This is a genomic window from Sporosarcina psychrophila (assembly GCF_001590685.1).
GTDB lineage: Bacteria > Bacillota > Bacilli > Bacillales_A > Planococcaceae > Sporosarcina > Sporosarcina psychrophila.
On sequence record NZ_CP014616.1, the window covers coordinates 1,562,592 to 1,579,854 of the forward strand.

17 protein-coding genes are annotated in these 17,263 nt (G+C 40.1%); 14 read left to right on the forward strand and 3 right to left on the reverse strand.

Features of this window, described 5'->3' with window-relative positions; all coding sequences use genetic code 11:
* Positions 1-265: 265 nt before the first annotated feature.
* Together tyrS and AZE41_RS22615 are read left to right on the forward strand one after the other, a co-directional pair.
* On the forward strand, positions 266-1,531 hold the full coding sequence (tyrS, locus tag AZE41_RS07525) for a tyrosine--tRNA ligase (protein ID WP_067207540.1): 1,266 nt from the start codon (positions 266-268) through the stop codon (positions 1,529-1,531).
* A gap of 217 nt (positions 1,532-1,748) precedes the next feature.
* Positions 1,749-1,904: a hypothetical protein gene (locus AZE41_RS22615; RefSeq protein ID WP_156475989.1), complete on the forward strand. Its 156-nt coding sequence runs from the start codon at positions 1,749-1,751 to the stop codon at positions 1,902-1,904.
* Positions 1,905-1,971: 67 nt separating this feature from the next.
* Here the strand turns inward: AZE41_RS22615 and AZE41_RS07530 are convergent, their stop codons facing one another.
* Together AZE41_RS07530 and rpsD are read right to left on the reverse strand one after the other, a co-directional pair.
* Entirely contained in the window at positions 1,972-2,784 is an 813-nt protein-coding gene (locus AZE41_RS07530) for a cobalamin-binding protein (protein ID WP_067207543.1), read from the reverse strand.
* An 82-nt stretch (positions 2,785-2,866) separates the two neighbouring features.
* Positions 2,867-3,469, reverse strand: a complete 603-nt coding sequence (rpsD, locus tag AZE41_RS07535) for a 30S ribosomal protein S4 (protein WP_067207545.1) — start codon at positions 3,467-3,469, stop codon at positions 2,867-2,869.
* A gap of 348 nt (positions 3,470-3,817) precedes the next feature.
* Here rpsD and AZE41_RS07540 point away from each other — a divergent pair, with 348 nt between their 5' ends.
* On the forward strand, positions 3,818-5,686 hold the full coding sequence (locus AZE41_RS07540) for a sensor domain-containing diguanylate cyclase (RefSeq protein ID WP_067207546.1): 1,869 nt from the start codon (positions 3,818-3,820) through the stop codon (positions 5,684-5,686).
* Between the two features lie 69 nt (positions 5,687-5,755).
* Entirely contained in the window at positions 5,756-6,967 is a 1,212-nt protein-coding gene (gene megL / locus AZE41_RS07545; protein WP_067207549.1) for a methionine gamma-lyase, read from the forward strand.
* 191 nt (positions 6,968-7,158) lie between these two features.
* Here the strand turns inward: megL and AZE41_RS07550 are convergent, their stop codons facing one another.
* A complete protein-coding gene (locus AZE41_RS07550; RefSeq protein ID WP_067207552.1) occupies positions 7,159-7,638 on the reverse strand; it encodes a GAF domain-containing protein in 480 nt (159 codons plus the stop codon).
* Positions 7,639-7,834: 196 nt separating this feature from the next.
* Here AZE41_RS07550 and ezrA point away from each other — a divergent pair, with 196 nt between their 5' ends.
* The 10 genes from ezrA (at position 7,835) to AZE41_RS07600 (ending at position 17,257) form a co-directional block, all read left to right on the forward strand.
* Positions 7,835-9,526, forward strand: coding sequence for a septation ring formation regulator EzrA (ezrA, locus tag AZE41_RS07555; RefSeq protein ID WP_067207555.1), 1,692 nt, complete (start codon positions 7,835-7,837; stop codon positions 9,524-9,526).
* Positions 9,527-9,709: 183 nt separating this feature from the next.
* On the forward strand, positions 9,710-10,843 hold the full coding sequence (locus AZE41_RS07560; protein ID WP_067207557.1) for a cysteine desulfurase family protein: 1,134 nt from the start codon (positions 9,710-9,712) through the stop codon (positions 10,841-10,843).
* Positions 10,843-12,045, forward strand: a complete 1,203-nt coding sequence (gene thiI, locus AZE41_RS07565) for a tRNA uracil 4-sulfurtransferase ThiI (RefSeq protein ID WP_067207559.1) — start codon at positions 10,843-10,845, stop codon at positions 12,043-12,045. Before AZE41_RS07560 ends, thiI begins: the two co-directional genes overlap by 1 nt.
* Before the next feature lie 403 nt (positions 12,046-12,448).
* Positions 12,449-12,655, forward strand: a complete 207-nt coding sequence (locus AZE41_RS07570; protein WP_067207561.1) for an alpha/beta-type small acid-soluble spore protein — start codon at positions 12,449-12,451, stop codon at positions 12,653-12,655.
* Positions 12,656-12,821: 166 nt separating this feature from the next.
* Positions 12,822-13,031 carry an alpha/beta-type small acid-soluble spore protein gene (locus AZE41_RS07575; protein WP_067207564.1) on the forward strand — a complete coding sequence of 70 codons (210 nt, stop codon included), beginning with the start codon at positions 12,822-12,824 and terminating at the stop codon, positions 13,029-13,031.
* 173 nt (positions 13,032-13,204) lie between these two features.
* Positions 13,205-13,411, forward strand: coding sequence for an alpha/beta-type small acid-soluble spore protein (locus AZE41_RS07580; RefSeq protein WP_067207567.1), 207 nt, complete (start codon positions 13,205-13,207; stop codon positions 13,409-13,411).
* A gap of 179 nt (positions 13,412-13,590) precedes the next feature.
* Complete coding sequence (gene mbcS, locus AZE41_RS07585) at positions 13,591-15,162, forward strand: acyl-CoA synthetase MbcS (RefSeq protein WP_067207570.1); 1,572 nt, start codon at positions 13,591-13,593, stop codon at positions 15,160-15,162.
* A gap of 176 nt (positions 15,163-15,338) precedes the next feature.
* Positions 15,339-16,244 carry an EamA family transporter RarD gene (gene rarD, locus AZE41_RS07590; RefSeq protein WP_067207573.1) on the forward strand — a complete coding sequence of 302 codons (906 nt, stop codon included), beginning with the start codon at positions 15,339-15,341 and terminating at the stop codon, positions 16,242-16,244.
* 137 nt (positions 16,245-16,381) lie between these two features.
* Positions 16,382-16,846 carry a GNAT family N-acetyltransferase gene (locus tag AZE41_RS07595; protein ID WP_067207576.1) on the forward strand — a complete coding sequence of 155 codons (465 nt, stop codon included), beginning with the start codon at positions 16,382-16,384 and terminating at the stop codon, positions 16,844-16,846.
* Between the two features lie 78 nt (positions 16,847-16,924).
* On the forward strand, positions 16,925-17,257 hold the full coding sequence (locus AZE41_RS07600) for a YhfM domain-containing protein (RefSeq protein ID WP_067207578.1): 333 nt from the start codon (positions 16,925-16,927) through the stop codon (positions 17,255-17,257).
* Positions 17,258-17,263: the final 6 nt, after the last annotated feature.

Genomic DNA, 17,263 nt, shown 5'->3' on the forward strand with positions numbered 1-17,263 from the left:
TAGAGAGGCAGCGGCTGGTGAAAGCTGTCCGGTAAACCAATCATGAATTACAGCTCTGGAGTGTGACGCGTGCGCAGTGTTATTGCGTTTTGAGTGGAGAATTTTTTCTCAAGCCGGGTGGTACCGCGTTAATACAATAATTAGCGTCCTTGCATGATTTTTTTAAATCGTGTAAGGGCTTTTTTGTTGTCTACTTCCAGGTGCTAAGCGCTTTGAAACTCATTTGACGCGATGCGTTATTACTTAAATTACAGGAGGGGTTAGGATGAAAGAGAAATTGATGGAAGACTTAAAGTGGAGAGGGTTACTCTACCAACAGACGGATGAGGCGGGTCTTGAGGATTTGCTGAATAAGGAGAAAATCTCACTGTATTGCGGCGTCGATCCGACTGCGGATAGCATGCACATCGGACATATCGTGCCATTACTTACGCTACGCCGTTTCCAAATGCATGGACATCGTCCGATTCTACTTGTTGGAGGAGCTACGGGTATGATTGGGGATCCATCAGGCCGCTCGGAAGAAAGACAGCTCCAAACAACTGAACAAATCGATAGAAACGTTGCCGGGATTAAGAAGCAGATGGAACAAATTTTCGATTTCAATTCTGAAAACGGCGCTCAAATGGTGAACAACAATGACTGGGTAGGTTCGATGAGCGTCATCGAATTTTTACGCGATTTCGGTAAGTTGTTAGGCGTTAACTATATGCTTGCGAAAGACAATGTTGCATCACGTCTTGATAGTGGAATTTCTTTCACTGAGTTTTCATATATGCTTATTCAAGGAATTGACTTCAACCATTTATTCAATAATTATGGCTGCAGAGTTCAAATCGGTGGATCGGATCAGTGGGGCAATATTACGACAGGGCTTGAAGTGATTCGTAAAACGCACGAAGAAGAAGTGAAAGCATTCGGTATCACAATTCCACTGGTTACGAAAGCAGATGGTACGAAATTTGGTAAAAGTGCGGGCGGCGCAGTATGGCTTGATGCAGAAAAAACATCACCTTATGAATTCTATCAGTTCTGGATAAATACAGCTGATGCGGATGCTGTTAAATATATGAAAATATTCACATTCATTGAGCGCGAAGAAATCGAAGCGTTTGAAATTACAGTTCAAGAAGAACCACATTTACGGAAAGCGCAACTTAGATTGGCAGAAGAAATGACGCGTCTGATTCACGGTCAGGAAGCACTTGACCAGGCAATCCGTATTTCCAAAGCATTATTCAGTGGTGATTTAAAAACACTAACCGCGAATGAAATGAAAGACGCATTCAAAGATGTCCCTTCGTTTGAAATGGCGAAAGAGGATAAAAACATCGTTGACTTTATCGTCGATTCTGGCGTGTCGCCATCAAGACGACAAGCTCGTGAAGATGTGACAAATGGTGCGATATCATTGAACGGTGAACGAGTGACGGATACGGCATACGAGGTGAGCGCAGCAGATCGTTTGGATGATGCGTTTACGATTGTCCGTCGCGGTAAGAAAAATTACAAAATGGTGAAATTCGTTTAACTGTGGAGATTCATGAAAGCGAAACCCGCAACCCGCAACCCGCAAACTTTTCATTCGGCAGGAAAAAAGAGATGTTTGAGGGCTATGTTAGAAACTCCATAACTGAAGTTAAAACGACTCATTGCAGAATGATTTTATGAGTTTGCCAGTTCGCGGAGGGCATTTGACTTCACAAATCTATTTCCGAGTCTGCACGAAAAATCAGAAATGATTCCTTATGAAATTGACTGAAGAAGAGAATTTAGAGCTGAATTTTCGAACTATGATGGCGACGGCAGGAACTGTCATGGCAATTCGTGAAACTGTGAGGACAACGACGAGAACTGTCATGGCAAGTCATGCAACTGTCGCGGCAACAACTGAAAGTGTCTAGAAATAACATTGCTTATAATGCGAAAGGCTGTTTTCCCTATTAGGAAGGGGAAAACAGCCTTTTTATTTTACGCGTTTCTAACCCACTGCGGTAGTTGTAAATCCGCATAAATTTCCGGGTGAATCATTTTGGCTAATTTCAAAGCGCCTTCAAGGAGCCGCGGGGAAGGGCGACAATACAGTTCTTCTTCCATTACTGAAAGGCGGTCACTTTTCACGGCGTCCAACTCTTTCCAACCGGGCCGTTTCAGAACAACTTCTTTTTTCACTTTATTGATTCGTACTCCGACCCAAGCTAGAAGGATGTAATCAGGTGCTCTATTTAGTACATCCTCCCAGTCAGTCTGAACACTGGCAAATTCGACGTCGCGAAATTCATTCAAAGCTCCGGAAATAGTGCTTATTTCAGTCAGCCAATTAATTTTTCCAGGTGTAAATACAGGCTTTGGCCACCACTCCCAGTATAAAGAAGGGGTAACTTCGACAGTTTCGGCACGTTTTTTCATGTCTTGAATAAATAATAAATACTCTTCTTTAATTTGAAGTGCGTGTTCTTCAATTCCACATGCTTTTCCGACAGTTAACAGATCTTCTGCGATATCATCCAGGCTTTGTGGATCTAATACTAAGTGTGGAATCATTCGCTTCTCGAGTTCTGCGATGTTTTTTTCCATTCCGGGAACACTGAGCGATGCAAGCACTAAGTCAGGTTCATACAATTCCAATTTGTCCATATCAATCGACAAGTCAGGCCCTAATTTGGGTAAAGAATTGATTCCGCTAGGCCAATCAGAAAAATCATCAACTGCAACGAGTTGATCAATGAGGCCAAGGTAGGCAAGTAGTTCCGTATTACTCGGGCAAATCGATACAAGTTTCATATAATCACCTCATAAGTCGTAGTATGTACAGTATATCACGAAAAAAAAGAGCCCTGTGAAGGGCTCTTTTCCAAAGATGCTATTAACGAGAGTAGAATTCAACGATAAGTGATTCGTTAATTTCTGCTGCAAGTTCGCTGCGCTCAGGCATGCGGACGAATTGACCGACTTTAGTGTCTTTGTTGAATGTTACGTATTCAGGAACATAGCTGTTCACTTCAAGCGATTCATTTACAGTATCAAGGTTTTGAGATTTCTCACGGAAAGAAATTTCTTGACCAGGTTTAACGCTGAAAGAAGGGATATCAACGCGTTTACCATCAACCATGATATGGCCGTGGTTTACAAGTTGGCGTGATGCACGACGTGTGCGTGCAAGACCCATGCGGTATACAATGTTATCAAGACGAGTCTCAAGAAGAATCATGAAGTTAACACCGTGTTTACCAGGCATTTTACCTGCTTTGATGAACATCGTTTTGAATTGACGTTCGTTTACGCCAAACATAAAACGAAGTTTTTGTTTTTCTTGTAATTGCTTTCCGTACTCAGAAAGTTTTATGCGTTGGTTAGGACCGTGTTGTCCTGGACCGTAAGGGCGTTTTTCGATTTCTTTTCCTGTGCCTGTAAGTGAAATCCCAAGACGACGGGAAAGTTTCCATGATGGACCTGTATAACGAGCCATGAAAGACTCCTCCTCTATTGTTGGTTTTATTTTGTTGTAAAATAAGAACCAGATGTGTTCAATCCAAATGCCATTCTATCATCTTGCACCCTCGCCTCCGCAGCCAGGAAGTTACTCGATGCACCTTGTAAAAGGAATAGACTGGACAATCTGAAACACACAACTGCTGCAACTATTTTACACAAGTTCCATCATAACAACTATAGAAGTAAGAGTCAAGCGTCATACTTGTAAACTAAAATAAGCCAAATGGTCTATGTAAAGTAATGGTAACTATAGTACCAATGTATTACAATGATAGTAAGACTTATTTGAATTCTATATACAGATTAGGATTGGGGTGATTATGTGACGGATCATCAATTGACGATGTTGAAAATTAAAAGCGATTTGATGGATTTATGGACCAAAGATACTGCTTTGCAATCGTATGAACAATGGTTTAAGGCGTTGAAACCAAAACTAAATCACCATTTTAATATTGCACAAGCGGATTTTTTCATATATGCGAATAATAGTTTTGTGGCACTTAAAGGTCATAAGTCCGTTTCTAAGAGAGAACAAGCCTTGGTATTTGATGCACTTAAAACCGGAAAAGCGTTTAGCCATGATTCTTTAATCTCGCGAGTTAGAGAGACAGGTTTTAGCTATGCCGATGACTTTCTTCTGTTCCGGAATTTGAAATCTGAACCACTCGGATTGCTGGTTCTGAAATCTACTAATAAATGGAACGCATTTGCTACATCGCCATTTTTACATGAACTTGAAAAGGCGGTAAGCGACCTCATTGAGATAGTAAAGAAAATGGTTTTTCTTATAAAAGAGGAAAAAAGCTCCAAGCGTTTGTTCGGAGTCACCGAATTATTCAATTCAACAATGCAAAGTAATGTGATTTTAGATGTCGTAGTCTCTGCGATATCTAAAAATTTCCCGTCATCTGAAGTGGGACTTCTTTTATCACATGATCAAAAAGGGGTGACGAATAACTATAAGTTAATTGATTACATGAACGAAAGACCGTCTGCGATGAATGCGTTTGTATCGGGTGAAACGACAAAGGAAGTAATGCCTGAATTGTCATGCAGGCTGATTAATGCACCAATTAGAGGAAGACAAGGTATCTATGGTGTGTTGCAAATTAAAGCACCAATTGACCTCGTTTTTTCATCGACACAGAAAAAGTTTATCAGTATGGTAGTAAACACAGCAGGAAGTGCACTGGAAAAAGCGATTCTACATGATCAATCCCACCGTGTTATCGAAGATTTACAACTTGTCAATGAAACGTCGAAAAAATTGAATAGCAATATGCATTTTGGAGAAATGACAGCATTTTTGAAACAGCAATTGCTGAAAGCGTTTCGGCCAGCAGAAATTGCATTTGTTTTTAACAATGAACAAGATGGTTATGACCTCTCTCAATTAAGTTCAGATTTTTTTCGTACGGAATCAGGCAAGAATTATATTGAATTCTCATCGAAATACTTGAGGAGTGGCAAAGAAGCTTTATTTGATGCGAATTTTAGCCGCACCATGAACGAATCTATTGGTTACGAGTCAATCATAGCGATTCCGATTGTGAATCAAGAGGTACTTACGGGTTTCGTTGTACTACTGCATATGGATCAATACTTCTTTTCATTCGACAGCTTCAAACTCATGCAATCACTTATTGGCCACTCTTCGCTTGCGCTTGCGAACTCGGTATTACGCGACCAGTTACAGGAACTTGTTGATAAAGATCACTTAACCAAACTTTATACAAGGAGTTACGTAGATAAGATTATTGAAAAGTCGATTGTTGATGATGAAATGGGTGTGTTTGTTCTCGTAGATGTCGATGACTTCAAGAAGATAAACGACACATATGGTCATGTTACTGGTGATGATGTGCTGAAGCAGATCGCTACCATCATACTTGCAGAGGTATCCGGTAGAGGGGTTGCGGGAAGATGGGGTGGAGAGGAAATCGCTATCTTTTTGCCGTTGACAGAATTTCAAGAAGGGGCATTATTTGCGGAACGACTAGTTAAACTTATTCCTGCTGCCACTGAACCCTCAATTACGGTATCGATAGGGATGCATAACTGGACGTCTAAAAGACAGTCGACTTATAAAGAACTGTTTCAGCATACTGACAAAGCACTGTATATAGCGAAAAATAACGGTAAAAACCAAGTGGTAATCCATGAAGAAACCAGTTATACCTTTTCCTAACTGTGATTAAAGAGTAAACTAATAGATGTAGAGTTAGAATATTCTTTAAACATAAGGAGGGCAATGGAAATGGACAAAAAAAACCTTCACAAAGATACGATTGTCATTCATGAGGGATATGATGATAAGGAACATCAGGGGAGTTTAGCGGTGCCACTTTACCAAACATCGACCTTCTCGTTTGAAACAGCATTGCAAGGGGAGAATCGCTTTTCAGGTGTAGAGGGAGGGAACATTTACTCTAGGCTTGGTAATCCGACTGTCCGCGTGTTAGAAGAGCGTATGACAGCTCTTGAGAACGGAAAAGGTGCACTTGCGTTTGGTTCGGGGATGGCAGCAGTCAGTACGATTCTCGTCCACTTGACGAAATCGGGTGATCATATTCTGTGTTCACGTGGAATTTATGGCTGCACATTTGGACTTCTTGGTATGCTGAATGAGAAATACAATATCTCGCATGACCTTATTCAGATGAAGACAGAAGAAGAGATTGAACGGGCTATTACACCGGAAACGGTCTGTATATATATTGAAACGCCTATCAATCCAACAATGGAACTTGTCGATATTCAGGCGGTCGTAAATGTAGCTAAACGTCATGGACTTCGAGTTGTAGTAGACAATACTTTTTCGTCGCCCTATTTGCAAAATCCGCTCGATTTCGGTGCGGACTTCGTTTTGCATAGCGCAACAAAGTATATTAACGGTCACGGAGATGTCATAGCTGGGCTTCTTGTCGGAGCCGACAAAGAAGAGATGGAGTCAATTCGTATGTCTGTGCAGAAAGATTTCGGAGGCATCATATCGCCATTCGATGCTTGGCTTTTAATCCGCGGATTAAAAACGCTATCGGTTCGCATGGAGCGCCATACCTCGAATGCGGAAAAAGTGATAGCTTATTTAAAAGGTCAGAAGCTTGTTGAAGAAATCTATTATCCGTTCGATAAAGACAATCCACAATATGAAATAGCGAAACGTCAAATGAGAGCAGGAGGCGGCCTGATTTCATTTACAGTTAAAGGTGGTAAAGAAGGGGCTCAGCTATTCATGGATAGCCTTTCTCTCATTAAGATTGCAGTCAGCCTAGGAGACGCAGAAACGCTTATCCAGCATCCTGCGACGATGACACATTCTGTTATTCCTGAGGCGGAGCGACTACAGATGGGTATCACTGATTCTTTACTAAGGCTTTCAGTCGGTCTTGAACATGCCGAGGATCTCATAGCTGACTTCAAGGCGGCATTCGCAATCATGGAGACAGTGATTACCGAGCGGGCTTAAAATAAGAAAATCGCAAGGCGCCGGGAAACTAGATACTATTTTAAGCGAAAAAACTTATACTTTTTTATCTATGACCAAATAGGACAGGAACCTCTCTGCTATAATTAACAACAGAGCAGGATTTCATGATTGTTGAGCAATGAAAAAACTGCCTTGGCACCGATTGTCTGGTGGCCAGGGCAGCTTGTTGTTCAAAGATGTTTGACTAGTACCTCGACAAGATGTTCCAGTCCAGCCTGATCTTCTTTTGTGAAGCGATTCAGCTCGGGGCTGTCGATGTCAAGGACACCTAGTAAGACACCATCTTTTAAAATAGGAATGACAACTTCAGACTGGGAAGCTGCATCGCATGCAATATGTCCTGGGAAAGCATTGACGTCCGATACGATAATGGATTTTTTTGTTTCAGCAGCTGTTCCGCAGACGCCTCTTCCAAGGGGAATACGAATGCACGCTGGAAGACCTTGGAAAGGACCAAGCACCAGTTCTCCGTCATCCATTAAGTAAAAACCGACCCAATTGATGCGGTCGAAAAATTGATTGAGTAAAGCAGAAGCGTTGCTCAAGTTTGCGTACATATTTCTCTCACCCGTCAACAATGCGTCCAATTGACTTGAAAGTTGTTCATATTTCACTTTTAAATCAGTGGCATAGTCAATTTCTTGAAACAAATAGAACACCCCTTGTTAAGTATATTTTGTTTAAATAAGTATACATATTAAGACGTTTATAAACAAATTTTGTCGATTATTAGGGTGGAAAACAGGTTTTTCCCTATAAATCATTCATATTCGCAACCAAAAGGGTTTAAACGTGGTACTATATAGGATAATATCATGGTACAGTGACTTGGACAGGGGGACCACGATGAAAATCATCATCATTGCCATACTAGTAGTTATTATATTAACGACAATCGCCTTCTTATTCAGGCGTAAACATATCCAGGAAATTGGTCGGTTGGAGCAGGAGAAACTACAAATTCAACACAAACCTATCTTAGAAGAGATGACAAAAGTGAAACAACTGAACATGACAGGCGAAACCGAAGAGAAATTCGAACGGTGGCGTAGCGAATGGACAGAATTGATGGACGTACATATGCCAAAAATCGATACATTATTATTTGATGTAGAGGATGTAGTAGATCGTTTCCGTTTTAGAAAAGCAACAGGATTAGAGAAAGAAATTCAAGAGAAAGTTCGATTTTGCGATAAAAAAATGAATAATATTTTGCAAGAGCTAAACGAACTCGTTGGCAGTGAAGAAAAAAATCGCATTGAGATGGAAAAATTAAAAGAGCAGCATCGTGCCGCTCGCAAAGCGGTACTCGCTCATCAACATTCGTTTGGGATGACAGCGAATCCACTTGAAAAGGAACTGGAATCATTTAACCCGAAATTCGCAGAATATGACGAGTTGACAGCGAATGGCAATTATTTGTTGGCACGGGAAATTGTCATGGCATTATCAGCAAAGGGAGATCATGTTTTTACGTTAATCCACGAGATCCCATCGTTGCTTTCTGAAATACAAAGCAAAATTCCAGCATCGATTCGTGAACTGCGAAATGGAACGAGAGAGATGGAAGAACAGTCCTATTATTTGCAACACCTAGAACTGACAAAACAACTTAGAACAATTGAGATTGAACTTGAAGAACTATTGTTAAAAATGGCTGATCTTCAAATTGAATCTGTTCAACAGTGTACAAGTGAAATAAATGATCGCATTGATTCATTTTACGATGCGCTTGAAAATGAAGTGAATGCAAAGCATTATGTAGATGAGTACTACAATCAAATTGCTGAGAGGCTTCACGCAATAACGATATTGACAAGAGAAACTTCAGACGAGGCGGCTTTTGTTCAGCAAAGTTATCGAATGGATGAAAAAGAAGCACAAATTCCACAGCTGGCTCTCAAAAAGTTAGGTTCTCTCGACAAACGATTTGGTGTGCTTATTTATAGGCTTGAGGAACAATTATCTGCTTATTCGGGATTACAGGAAGAGTTGCAATCCATTTTTGAAGAACTAGAGCAAATTGCTGTTGAACAGGAAAGTTTCACAAATCGTATGAAAAACTTGCGGATTGATGAAAATAATGTTCGAACTAAACTGGATGAACTGTCGCGTAAATTACAAAATTCAGAACGTATGCTACATAAGGGGAATATCCCAGGTATACCAGATGATATGGAAGCACGTCTTGAAGAAGCAGATGAACAAATTTATATTGTGACACAAAGTTTACAGGAAGTACCGCTTAATATGAGTCTTGTCGATTCTTATTTGGAGAACGCAGGGAAAGCTATAAATGATGTATCTATAAAAGTTGAAGAGATGCTTGAGAATGTATTACTGATTGAGTGGATCATCCAATATGGAAACAGATACCGTGCATCCAATCCGGAAGTTCACGCCCGCTTGTTAGATGCTGAAGAGTCATTCAGACAATTCCGTTATGCAAAAGCATTGGAAGAAGCAGCGACAGCGGTTGAAGAAATGGAACCGGGTGCTATGAAACGAATTGAAGAACTTGTGAAAGAACATGTCTGAGTTAAAAAGTAGACTACAAATAGCCACCGGCATATAATGCAGGTGGCTTTGTCACGCATTGAACTTGATTCAGTAATTTTTTTGTACTGAAAGCGAAGCGTTAGCTAAAGTAGTACCCACTTCTATAAGTGGTGGGATCAATGCTGAAATGCGTATTTAATGTAAAATGAAAGGAAGATTCACATGATTTATTTTGATAATAGCGCTACAACAGCTCCTGATGAGGGTGTGCTTACATCTTTCATAGAAGTGAACAAGCGCTTTTTTGCGAATCCCGCTTCAATACATCTTGCTGGAAAGGAAGCCGAGGCGCTTCTTGAACGATCGAGAGAACAGATCCTATCGATTCTTGGTGCACATGATGGAGAGCTTTTATTCACATCGGGTGGTACGGAAGCCAATAATTTAGCGGTAATCGGTTTTGCACGTGCTTTGCGTGCTAGAGGCAACCATCTCATCACAACAAAAATTGAACATCCATCTGTTCTTCATTCAATGGGATATTTAGAGACGCAAGGGTTTGAAGTGGATTATTTGTCAGTTGATGAGCAAGGAATGATCTCTGTTGAAGAGTTGAAAAGTAAACTTCGGAAAGATACAATACTTGTCAGTATTATGCATGTCAATAATGAAATCGGTACAATACAGCCAATTGCTGAATGTGCACGCCTCATTAAAGAAAATACAAGAGCACTATTTCATTCGGATGCTGTTCAAAGTTTCGGAAAACTACCCGTTTCGTTAACTGGAGATGGTCCGGACGCAATAACGATTTCAGCCCATAAAATTAATGGCTTGAAAGGTTCGGGCATACTAGCATTAAGAAAAGGAATGGCACCAGAAGCAATTAGTTATGGCGGCGGCCAGGAAAGTGGTATTCGCAACGGTACCGTATCCGTAGCGAATGCAGTGACGATGGCAAAGGCGATACGGATGAGTGCGATAGAAATCGAGCAGAAGGATTTCAGGCAATGGAGAAATCGGCTTATAGGCTTTATCGGGCAATTTGAGAACGTTCGTGTACTTGCCCCTGATAAGGCAGCACCGCATATTTTAGCTGTCGCTTTTTATAAAGTAAAAGGGGAAGTTGCAGTTAATTTCTTTCAAGAAAACGGTATTACAATTTCTACATCTAGCGCTTGTTCATCGAAAAGTGGCACTGCGGGGCATGTAATAGAAGCTATAGGTGTTAATGGGAAATTTAAAAACGGAGTAATCCGTATCAGCTTTGGAAAAAATAATATAGAACAGCATGTAGTGGAATTCGAGCAAGTATTTGCACGGTTCATGGAACTGCTTGGAAGGGGAAATAAGTAATGGAATGGAACGAACTATTGATACGCTATGGAGAGATATCATTAAAGGGACGAAACAGGAATGTATTCGTCAAGAAATTAAGAAACAATATTAAAGATGCTTTGAGTGATTTGAAAACGGTAATCATTAAACCTGAACGTGATCGCATGTTTCTTTTTGCGGAAGACAAAAGCGATATGGAAGAAGCGATAGCTCGTTTGCCACATATTTTCGGCATTCAATCTTTCAGTCCAGTTGCAAAATGTGAAGCGACGCTTGAAGCGATTAAAGAAAAAGCCTTAGAAATCATTGGGGCAAACGAAACAGCTGGAAAAACGTTTAAAGTTGAAGTGAGACGTACAGACAAAAGGTTTCCGCTTGTGACAAACGAGTTGCAGCTAGAAATTGGGTCACATGTGTTACGTAGCTTCCCAGACCTCATTGTGCAAATGAAAAAACCTGATATCGTGCTACTCATTGATATTAGAATAGAAGGAGCTTTCTTAACAGCTAAAGTATATGAAGGTGCAGGCGGTATGCCGGTAGGTTCAAATGGACATTCAATTCTAATGCTTTCAGGTGGTATCGATAGCCCAGTTGCAGGCTATCTTATGATGAAGCGCGGTGTGTCGATTGATGCAATTCACTTTGCCAGTCCGCCATTCACAAGTGATTTGGCTAAAAAGAAAGTGATGGACCTTGCAGAGAAGTTAAGTTCATTCGGAGCAGCAGTTAGGCTTCATATAATACCATTCACTGAAATCCAACAAGCGATTGTCAGTCAAGTACCTGATAATGTTTCAATGACGACAACGCGGAGATTAATGCTTCAAATTGCTGATAAAGTGCGTGAAGAAGAAGGTGCGCTCGCAATTGTAACAGGGGAAAGCCTTGGACAAGTTGCTAGTCAAACGCTCGAAAGCTTAACGGCTATTAACGCTGTGACCTCTTCCCCTATTTTGCGCCCGCTCATTGCAACGGACAAACTGGATATTATAGATATTGCCCAAAAGATTGGCACATACGACATTTCAATTAGACCCTATGAAGATTGCTGCACAATCTTCTCGCCTTCAAACCCGAAAACAAAACCAAAGCTTGAAAAAGTAGCTTATTATGAAAGCTTTACTGATTTCGAGCCAATGATTGAAGAAGCGATTGAAAAACGACTAATCGTTGAACTACCACTTCAACAAAAGGACGACTTCGAAGACCTTCTTTAATGTTAGAATAAATTACTGTTTACATCCACTGTATGAAATTCCGTTTGCGATGCATTCTATACGCACATAGAAGTTAGTACCAAAGTTAAAGGCATCAATTTAAGTGGATTAGGGATAATGGGAACTCAATCAAATTGAAGAACTATATATCGAACAAATAAGTATCTGTATAAACTGTGCGAAGGCATCGTCTAGCGCCTGAGCGAATTCAATGAAATTCTTTATTTCAACCAATATAAAAGCTGCATCGGACATTGTCTGATGCAGCTTTTTGGCTTATATAGTGTAAGCAAAAGAATGGTTGCTTAAACTAATCTTAATTATTTGGCGTTATTTACCACTTATTATTCGCGCATGAATTTTATTAACTTGTGCATTCTAACTGCACAAGGAGGTGATAAACATGGCGAACAACAACAGCGGCAACTCGAATCAGCTAGTAGTTCCAGGCGTAAGACAAGCACTTGATCAAATGAAAAATGAAATTGCAGCAGAATTTGGCGTACAAATGGGGCCAGACGCATCATCGCGTGCCAACGGATCCGTCGGCGGAGAAATTACTAAGCGATTAGTGCGTCAGGCGCAACAACAAATGAATGGCAATAAATAAAGATTTATTCAATGAAAAGATGTTTCGGAACAACTTTTCGCTAATATAGTGTAAGCAAAAATGCAGATGTTTAAACTATTTTATGTAATTGGTGGACATTACCATAACAAATAAATGCATAAAGTTTTATAAACGGCACATTCTATGTGCACAGGAGGTGACAAACATGCCAAACAACAACAGTGGTAATTCAAATCAGTTAGTAGTTCCAGGCGTAAGACAAGCACTGGATCAAATGAAAAATGAAATTGCAGCAGAATTTGGTGTACAAATGGGACCAGATGCATCATCACGTGCTAATGGTTCGGTCGGTGGAGAAATTACAAAACGACTAGTGCGTCAAGCGCAACAACAAATGAGCGGGTACCAAAAATAACTCTTTAACTGTGAGGCTGGTTTAGGTATTATCTAAAACAGCTTTCGCTTATACAGTGTTATCAAAAGTACAGTTGCTTAATCAATTCAAAGTGATTTACAAACTTTACCACCTATAATTTTGCATGAATTTCTGCATCTAGCACATTCTAATTATACAAGGAGGTGGCAATCATGGCGAACAACAACAGCAGCAACAACTCGAATCAGCTATTAGTTCCAGGCGTACGACAAGCATTGGATCAAATGAAAAATGAGATCGCAACAGAATTTGGCGTACAAATGGGACCAGATGCATCAGCGCGTGCCAACGGATCCGTCGGCGGAGAAATTACAAAGCGCTTAGTGCGACAGGCTCAAGAACAGATGAAGGGTCACTAAGAATAATTGTTTAATGAAAAGCTGTTCCGGAATTATTCCGGAACAGCTTTTCATAATTTTTACAAGTATTAGCTAGTAAAGAATGAATTACTCTTAGGTTTATTTAGAAAAGTAAATTAGTTTTGAATTATCGGTACTTTATTTGTATACTTAGATGATACATCTAAGGGGGAATTTGCATGAATCGTGAACAACTGATTGCGCCAGAACAATATAACCTTGTCAGTGAATTTGAAAAGTATGCAACAGGTACAGGAAAAAAAGCGCTAATTTATGTTAATGCAGAAGGAAACAAGAAGGAAATTACATATGATGAATTAATCACTTTAGCGAATAAGGCAGCCAATGTCTTCAAATCGAACGGACTTGAAAAGGGTGATGTCGTTCTTGTCATGGTTCCAAGGCTAATCGAAGCATATGTGACGTATATCGGCGCCCTTAAAGCGGGACTTGTCGTAATCCCGAGTTCAGAAATGTTACGGTCTTCCGATATTGAATATCGATTGGCACATAGTGATGCTAAAGCAATCGTTGCGTTCGATGCGTTTACTGATCAATTTAGCGAAGTAAAAAACATAGGGGATGTCAAGGTATTCGTTGTTGGACAGGCTAAGAAAGATCAACTTTCATTAACCGATCTAATGGAAACTGCATCAACGGCGTTTACAGCACCACAAACGAAAAGTTCGGACATGGCATTTCTATCTTACACATCAGGCACGACGGGGAAACCAAAAGGTGTCGTACATACACACGCTTGGGGGTATGCGCACTTACGGACAACAGGAGCAAGCTGGTTGGGTATCAATGAAGGTGACGTAGTCTGGGCTACTGCTGCACCAGGATGGCAAAAGTGGATTTGGACACCTTTCTTATCCGTAATTGGTAGCGGCGCAACGGGACTTGTATATGACGGGAAGTTTGATGTGACGACTTATTTAGAGTTGATTGGTAAATATCAAGTGAATGTATTATGTTGTACGCCAACGGAATACAGGTTTATGGCGAAGGCCGAAAACCTTGGGGATTTTGATCTTTCTTCTATTCGTAGTGCGGTTTCGGCTGGAGAACCGCTTAACCGTGAAGTAATTGATATATTTGATAAGACTTTTTCGCTTTCAGTAAGAGATGGCTATGGGCAGACGGAAAACACATTACTCGTCGGGACGATGCTAGGTATGGAGGCGCGGAAGGGTTCTATGGGAAAACCGACGCCTGGCAATAAGGTCGACATTATCAATGACGAAGGAAATCCAGCGGTTGTTGGGGAAGTTGGGGATATTGCGGTACACGTATCGACACCTGCGTTATTCAAAGAGTATTTAAAAGATCCGGAACGGACAACAATGCAGTTCCGAGGTGATTATTACGTAACGGGTGATCGTGCAAAAATGGATGAGGATGGTTATTTCTGGTTTGAAGGTCGCGGGGATGACATTATTATTAGTTCCGGCTACACAATTGGACCATTTGAAGTAGAGGATGCATTGACGAAGCATCCCGCAGTCCGTGAATGCGCAGTCGTTGCGAGTCCGGATGAAGTCAGGGGGAATATCGTCAAAGCATTCGTGGTGCTACGTGACCCGGAAAGGAAAAATGAAGAGGGTCTTATTAAAGACTTACAGGATCACGTGAAAAGTTTGACAGCGCCTTATAAATATCCACGTAAAATTGAATTCCTGGATACTTTGCCGAAAACTGCTTCAGGAAAAATCATGCGAATTGAATTAAGGAAAAAAGAACAACTGTAAATCATTCCAGAAAACAAACCGCTTAAAAAGCACGGGTTATTCCGTACTTTTTAAGCGGTTTTTGGTGTTTACGAGTAGGTTGTCAGTATTCTAAATAATCTCATCTTTACGTAGTGAATTAATGGGGCTATACTTAGTTTATTATTTCGGTAATCAAAATATATGGGGGCGTCGTGATGCAAACAGAAAAAAGCGGTGTCCTTTGGGCAATCGGTTCGTATCTTATTTGGGGGATTATGCCGATTTATTGGAAAAGCCTTGAGCATGTCGCAAGTGCTGAAATATTAGTGAGTCGCATCGTGTGGGCATTTGTTCTAACGTTAGTAGTAGTTCTTCTTATGAAAAATGGACGTCATCTTAAGGCGGATATAAAAACCTTGTGGATCTCGCAAAAAGACTTTTGGGCTTTGTTCGCTGCTTCAGCACTTGTTTCAACGAACTGGTTTATCTACATATGGGCAGTGAATCATAACTATATTGTCCAAACAAGTCTTGGTTACTATATTAACCCGCTTATATCGGTACTACTTGGAATCTTTTTCTTGAAAGAAAAGTTGTCAAGAGCACAGCAAGTTGCTTTTTTACTGGCGGCAACAGGAGTCACAATTTTGACGATTTCGTACGGTAAGTTTCCATGGTTGGCATTTACACTGGCAATAACGTTTGCAGTTTACGGTCTTATCAAGAAACAAATTAAGCTAGATGCACTTCGTGGGTTGACAATTGAAACGTTCTTCATTGTTCCGTTTGCTGTCATCTATTATGTGTGGCTATTCATGGAAGGCAATGCAGTGTTCTTACATTCTGACATCAAGACGGACATTTTACTTATCCTAACAGGTATAGCAACGGCTTTACCACTTATTATGTATGCAAAAGGCGTACAAAGAATACCGCTATATATGGCTGGATTTCTTCAATACATAGCCCCAACGATGATGCTGTTTCTCGGAGTTGTTGTGTACAAAGAAACGTTCGGAAAAATTGAGGTATTGTCATTCGCTTTCATTTGGGCAGCATTGTTACTCTTTACGGTATCTAAACTAATTGAAGTGATGAAAATGAAGAAGAGCCTCCTTTAAATTAGGAGGCTACTGAAAAAGGCTATCTTTATATGTTGAAGTAAAGAATTACATCAAACCCGTTCTGGTATTTTGGGGATGTCTAGGCTAAATATATTCATCTGTTCATACATTAACTGAAAAAAAGGAGGATAATATTGATTAATAAAATAGATATTATAAATCCGAAACTTGCTAAGGAGGTATTGAGCGTTCAAATTGCTTCGTATAAGGTAGAGGCGGAGTTGATTGATTTCTATGACATTCCGCCATTAAGGGATTCGGTTAGCACATTGCAACAATGTGGCGAAAATTTCTATGGATGCTATTTAGATGGAGAGTTAAGCGGAGTCATTTCTATAAAGGCAGAAGAGAATCTAATAGATATTCATCGGTTGATGGTGCACCCAAAACATTTTAGAAAAGGAATTGCCAAGAGATTATTAGATTTCATTGAAAGCGTCGGAGAAGGGAATGAAAAACTGATCGTATCAACGGGTTCTAAAAATGCACCAGCAATCTCCTTCTATGAAAAAAATGGATTCATAATAACTGGAGAAACAAAAGTAATGGAAGGTTTATCAATAACTTCATTTGAAAAGAAAATAACTCGATATCGCTAACAGCCTTCTTTCCTAGTAGAGCCATATTGTGAAACCCATCTGATAAGTACACATCTACTAGTAGAAAGGGGGGATAATATGAAAGAGTTATCAATGCTATTTATTATACTAGGAACTTTACTAGTAGGGAGTTTTCAAAAGGAACAAATAGAAAAAAAAACGGGGTATTTAGATTTAAAAGAAAAAAGTGGAATAGCTATATTCAGTAAAGCGGTGAGTGATTCGACCAGCGAACTAGGAATTGTTAATATGGTAAATCCGTCGTATAGATTCGACCTTGGTGAAGAATCATATTCCCTTTGGATTTCAGAAGACAATGGAACAATAATGAATACAAAAGACACTCATACTATTTACAGACTTTCAACTAGCTCAGTTCAAGAGGTTAATGGGTTTGTTAATAGAGATTAAACCTTC